General features: G+C 57.9%; 6 protein-coding genes. 2 read left to right on the top strand and 4 right to left on the bottom strand.

Annotated features, from left to right (window positions below):
- Nucleotides 1-106: 106 nt before the first annotated feature.
- A complete protein-coding gene (locus ACW9HW_RS28485; RefSeq protein ID WP_095195971.1) occupies nucleotides 107-844 on the bottom strand; it encodes a substrate-binding periplasmic protein in 738 nt (245 codons plus the stop codon).
- Nucleotides 845-1,097: 253 nt separating this feature from the next.
- Between ACW9HW_RS28485 and ACW9HW_RS28480 the strand changes: the two genes are divergently transcribed.
- Complete coding sequence (locus ACW9HW_RS28480) at nucleotides 1,098-1,550, top strand: GNAT family N-acetyltransferase (RefSeq protein ID WP_457402652.1); 453 nt, start codon at nucleotides 1,098-1,100, stop codon at nucleotides 1,548-1,550.
- Between the two features lie 97 nt (nucleotides 1,551-1,647).
- Here the strand turns inward: ACW9HW_RS28480 and ACW9HW_RS28475 are convergent, their stop codons facing one another.
- From ACW9HW_RS28475 to ACW9HW_RS28465, 3 genes are read right to left on the bottom strand one after another with little or no spacing between them, the layout of a single operon-like run.
- Nucleotides 1,648-1,944, bottom strand: coding sequence for a winged helix-turn-helix domain-containing protein (locus ACW9HW_RS28475; protein ID WP_046818280.1), 297 nt, complete (start codon nucleotides 1,942-1,944; stop codon nucleotides 1,648-1,650).
- Complete coding sequence (locus tag ACW9HW_RS28470) at nucleotides 1,935-2,450, bottom strand: M48 metallopeptidase family protein (protein WP_095195973.1); 516 nt, start codon at nucleotides 2,448-2,450, stop codon at nucleotides 1,935-1,937. Before ACW9HW_RS28470 ends, ACW9HW_RS28475 begins: the two co-directional genes overlap by 10 nt.
- 45 nt (nucleotides 2,451-2,495) lie before the next feature.
- Nucleotides 2,496-4,619 (bottom strand): putative bifunctional diguanylate cyclase/phosphodiesterase, encoded by a 2,124-nt coding sequence (locus tag ACW9HW_RS28465; protein ID WP_457402649.1) that lies wholly within the window; start codon nucleotides 4,617-4,619, stop codon nucleotides 2,496-2,498.
- A 324-nt stretch (nucleotides 4,620-4,943) separates the two neighbouring features.
- Here ACW9HW_RS28465 and ACW9HW_RS28460 point away from each other — a divergent pair, with 324 nt between their 5' ends.
- A complete protein-coding gene (locus ACW9HW_RS28460) occupies nucleotides 4,944-5,612 on the top strand; it encodes a polysaccharide lyase family 7 protein (protein WP_457402647.1) in 669 nt (222 codons plus the stop codon).
- Nucleotides 5,613-5,694: the final 82 nt, after the last annotated feature.

The raw sequence follows: 5,694 nt of genomic DNA, 5'->3' as shown, positions 1-5,694 counted from the left end.
GGGAATTGTGTCGATCACACATTACGAATTCACCACTTAACACTGTGGGAGCGAGCCTGCTCGCGAAGAGGCCATCAGCAACGGAGCAAACTCTGGATCAGCCCACTCACATCCCATGCTGCTTCATCAACCGCTCATAACTCCCATCCGCCTTCATCCTGGCAATCTCCCGGTCGAAACCGGCAACGATCTGCTCATGCTTGGGGTTCTTCAGGCTGACCAGGATGTGCAGGCTGTTCTCGCTCAGCGGCTTGGGCAGGAATTCCACGGCATTGCGCACCTTGGCGGATTCACGGGCCAGGTAATAACGCGCGACGTATTCATCTTCCAGGGTCAGCTTGACCCGGTCGGCGGCGACCATTCGCACGGCCATGGCGAAGCTGTGTACCGGAACCTTCTGCAACGACGCATCGCCATCGAACGCCGGCGAATAGGCGTACCCTCGCACCACCGCAACCGGGTAGGTGTGCAGTTGCTGCAGATTGTTGAATTCGATCGGCGCGTCTTTACGCTTGATAAAGCGCACACGGTTGACCAGATACTCGCTGGAAAACTGGCCGAGCTTGGTGCGTTCGTCGGTGTACCAGGCATTGACCAGCACGTCGTATCGCCCCTCGCCCACACCGAGCAACGCTCGCGCCCAGGGCACCTGCTCGAAATCACTGGCATAACCGGCCCGCGCCAGCGCGGTACTGACAATATCGGTGGCCAGGCCACCATTGACCAGCGTGGCATCGGTAAAGGGCGGCCAGGCATCGGCCACCAGACGCAGCTTTTCCGCCGCCGCGTCCTGAATGAGCAACAGCAATCCAGTCAAAGCAAAGGCTCGATGCAATCGCGGCATGCTAGAAAATCCTTAGCGGGCGGGATGCCCGACGTGTTTTCAGCTAAAACTCCAAGCCCCTTACCGGCACACCCAGGCACTAAACGTTAGCTCATTGAAGCCAGCACATCGCTTGATTCCAGATTACACAAAGAAGACACAGAAGCGCGAAATGAATGATGGCATTTTGGTCTTTGTCACAGATTTCTCCGCCATAAAGACATCCATCGCCGGGGCGCTTACCATCACAGGGACGTTTTCAAGGAATCAGGACATGACAATCGAATGGGTCTGCAAACACCACAGCGATCTGGGCAAGGAGCAGCTGTACGCCATTTTGCAGTTGCGTGCCGAGGTGTTCGTCGTCGAGCAGAAATGCGTCTATCAGGACATCGATGGCCAGGATCTGGAAGGCGACACTTGCCATTTGATGGCCTGGGACGGGGATCGATTGGTGGCGTACCTGCGCTTGCTCGATCCCGAGTTACAGGGTGGTGACGTGGTGATCGGCCGGGTAATCATTGCACCACAGGCACGAGGCGCCGGGTTGGGGCATGAGTTGATGGCGCAGGCGCTGAAACAAGCGGAGAAATACTGGCCCGACATGCCGATCTATCTCTCGGCCCAGGCGCATTTGCAGGGGTATTACGGGCGGTACGGGTTTGAGGTGGCGGGTGAAGCGTTCGTCGAGGATGGTATTCCGCACATCGGGATGCGTCGCTCGTAAGGCCCTCGTCGCGAGCAGGCTCGCTCCCACATTGGAATGCATTTCAACTGTAGGAGCGAGCCTGCTCGCGAAGGCGTCAGATCAGTCACTACAACACTCAGGGATATTCAAGCACCGCCTTGATCTGCCGAAGATTACGCTCGATCCACCCCCGATCAATCGCCCCCCAGCCACGAATCCGGTAGCGCCCAGCGTGGTTTCGCGCGCCCTCTTCCTGTTCGAACTCGCAAACGATATCCAGATCCGCCAGCGCGGCGATGGTGTCCTGGGCTGTGCGCCGCGGCATTCCGGTGACCTCGGTCAAAGCCGGAACACTGCTGGCCAGCCCGCTGTCGATCAGGTACGCCACATACAAACGACGATAGAAGCTGCTCTTGGTCTTGCTTACGTCCATTTATGCTCCTCGAAAGATTGCATATCCCGCCAGGTCAGGTACACCCGCACATCGAACTCCACCTGGTGATAACCCGGCAGCATGTGTTCGCACAACTTGTAGAACGCCTTGTTGTGATCGGATTCCTTGAAATGCGCCAACTCGTGAACCACGATCATTTTCAGAAACTCGGAGGGCGCCTCCTTGAACAGCGAGGCGATACGGATTTCCTTCTTGGCCTTGAGTTTGCCGCCCTGCACCCGTGAGATCGTGGTGTGCAGGCCAAGGGCGCGGTGGGTCAGGTCCAGGCGGTTGTCGAACAACACCTTGTCGATGGCCGGGGCGTTACGCAGGTATTCCTGCTTGAGTTCCAGGGCGTAGGTATACAACGCCTTGTCGCTCTGCACCCCGTGTTTTTGCGGGTAGCGCTTGCTCAAGTAGTCACCCAGCCGACCGTCGTCGATCAGTTGGCGTACCTGATCCTGCAGCGAAGCGGGATAGGCCTGGAGGTATTTCAACGCGGTCATCGCAACGGCAACACAAAGGACGGAAAGATGGCCAGTGTAGCGAATTCAGCGGGTCAGCGCGCTCCAGTCGAAGGGCTGCACGAAGTGACCGGTGTCCTCGGCCATCATCGGCCGCGCAACCAGAAACCCCTGCACATACTCACAGCCATTGGCTTGCAGCCATTCATATTGCGCCATGGTTTCCACGCCTTCGGCGATCACCAGCATGTCGTACTGCTTGCACAGCTCGATCACATTGCGCACCAGCGCTGCGTCCCGTGAAGACTCCGGCAGCCGAGCGATCAGATGACGGTCGAGCTTGAGCGTATCCAGCTCCAGATCGCGCAAATGCGCCAGCGAACACTGCCCGGAACCGAAATCGTCCAGCGCTACCCTGACGCCCAGGCTACGCAGCAAACGCAGTTGTTTACGGGTTTCTTCCGGGTTATGCGTCAAGGCTTCTTCCGTGACCTCTACTTCAAGATGACGGGGCTGCAAGCCATGCCGCTCCAGTACCTGGCGCAATTCGGTGACCAGATTGGGCATGGCGAACTGGGTGCCGCTCAAACTGACGCTCAACACCAGATCCTCGGCAAACAGTGCTTCCCAGGCTTTGCGTTGTCCGGCGCCGCGCTGGTAAATCCAGCTGCCCAGGCGACTGATCAATCGCGCCTCTTCCAGCAACGGTAAAAACAGTCCCGGCGGAACATCACCGACGCTCGGGTGCTGCCAACGCAACAAGGCTTCGAAGCCGCGGATCTGTCCCCCGGCGATGGCCACCTGCGGTTGATAGACCAGATTGAAATCGCGGTTCTCGATGGCCGTACGCACGCTTTCTTCCAGCATCAACCGCGAACGCGCCCGGCCATTCATTTCATGATCGTAGAAGCGATATTGCTGGCGACCAGCGCGCTTGGCCTCGTACATCGCGATGTCGGATGCCCGCAGCAATCCGTCCAGATTGGCCCCGCAATCCGGGTACGTGGCGATGCCGATGCTGGCACCCAGGGCGATATCCAGACCATCGATTTGCTGACAGATCGAGACTCGCTCGATCAATTTCTCGGCAATCTTGGCCGCTTGCTCGGGGAATTCCAGGTCCAGTAATGCGGTGAATTCATCACCGCCCATACGCGCCAGAATGTCGAAGGGCCGCAGGCAAGCCTTCAACTGCTCGGACACCCAGCGCAACACCCGATCACCGGCATCGTGACCGAGGGAGTCATTGACCCGTTTGAAGCCGTCCAGGTCGAGGTACAAGAGCACCCAGGCACTGTCGGTGCGCTCGCCACGCAGCAAAAGATTTTCCACGGTCTGGTAAAACCCACGGCGGTTGAGCAGCCCGGTCAGCGGATCAGTAACCGCCTGAAATTCGAGTTGCTGATGCAGGTGGCGCACGACCGACATGTCCAGCACCGTGACCACCATGGCGTGCTGCTCGGCAGGCAAAGGCGCACAGGACAGCGCCACCGGCACCAGCTGACCGGGCGCGGTGCGCAGCGACGCATCGTGCAAGCGCAGGGTTTCACCGCGTTCATAACCGGCCAACAAGTCCGAAGTGGCCCAGTTCGGGATGTGCGGCTTTTGCAGGAAATCCAGAAACGCCCGACCTTGAAGTTCTTGTACCGTGGCATTGAGCAGGCGCGACATCGCCGGGTTGGCAAAGCGGATCTGACCGCCCTCATCGACCACCAAAATACCCTCGGCGGCGTTGTCCAGCACCGAAGCATTGAAGGCGCGAGCGACCTCCAGATCATGACTCAGACGCTGCAAGGCCCGGCGATTGCGCTGGTGTTCCAGCAGCGCCTGGACCTTGGGCTTGAGAATTTGCGGGTCAAACGGTTTGAACAGGTAATCCACGGCACCACTGGCATAGCCCTTGATCACCGCGTCCTGGGACTGCTCATTGGCGGTCAGGAAAATGATCGGCGTCAGCCGGGTCCGCTGACTGCCACGCATCAGGCGTGCCACTTCAAAACCGTCCATGCCCGGCATCTGCACATCCAGCAGCACCAGGTCGATATCGTGTTCAAGCAACAGACTGAGCGCTTCGAAACCCGAAGCAGCGGTCATGACCTGCCAGTCCTGGCGCTGCAACAACGCGCGCATGCTGATCAGATTTTCCGGGTAATCGTCGACAATTAATAACGTAGAACGGCCTTCAGCTGGCGGGGATTGCGCGCATTCCATGCTGCTTCTCTTTGTTCAGGACGTCAGGCCGGTCTCTCGTGAAAACCGGACAAATTTTAATACTTCACTCTAGACCTGGATCCAGTAAAGCAGAAGGTGTCAGTACGCCATCATTTAACCAATAGGTTCATTTACCGACTAACGGTCATGCCTGAAGACCGCTAAAACCGGGAGAGATGGCCTTTTAACAGGATTTTGACGTCACCCATTTGTCAGGCAGGCATTAACAAAAAAGCCTTCTACGCTTATAAAGACCGCCCTAAAAGGCCCGTGCTAGAGCTTCTGGTACGTTCGTACTGCAAAAAAATCGTGGAAGCTTTGCCTATGATCGACCTCGCAACCTGGAACCTCAGCGTTCCTGTCGGCAGCCCGCCGTACACTGTAGAAACCTCCAAACTGGTGAACGGCTTCAAGGATCAATACTTCCACTCCGACACCGGCACACTGTTTTTCTGGTCCCCGGTGACCGGTACCCGAACCGAAAATGCCAAATATCCCCGCACCGAACTGCGGGAAACCTACAGCAACGGCACCCTGAAAAACTGGTACTACCCGGACGCCGACAATTCCCTGCGCGCTACCCTGGCAGTCAACCAGGTGCCAAGCTCGGGCAAGATCGTCATCGGTCAGATCCACGCCTATCAAAGCCAGAAGCCCATGGTGAAAGTGGAGTATCAATACAAGACAGCCACCGAGACCGGCAACATCGTCGCCAAAGTGCGCATGCACCCCGATGACGACACGGGCCGGGTCATCACCATCGCAACCGGCGTGAAACTGGACCGCGAGTTCTCCTACCTCATCCACCTGAGCCCCGGCGGCGCGTTGGGCATCAGTGCCGCAGGTTACCAGTGGGACACCATCATCAGCGCGAAATGGCGCGACAAGCCGTTGTACTTCAAGGCCGGGGTGTATGTGCAGGACAACACCGGGTACACCACTGAAGGCGGGAAAGTGACGTTCAGCAAGCTGGATATTGATCACGATAAGTAGCAAACGAGCCAGATACCGAATCTGTGGCGAGGGAGCTTGCTCCCGCTGGGTCGCGAAGCGGCCCCAATAAAAGAAGGCCTGC

This window comes from Pseudomonas sp. SDO5532_S415, assembly GCF_054071155.1.
This window is presented reverse-complemented; position numbering and strand designations above follow the sequence as displayed.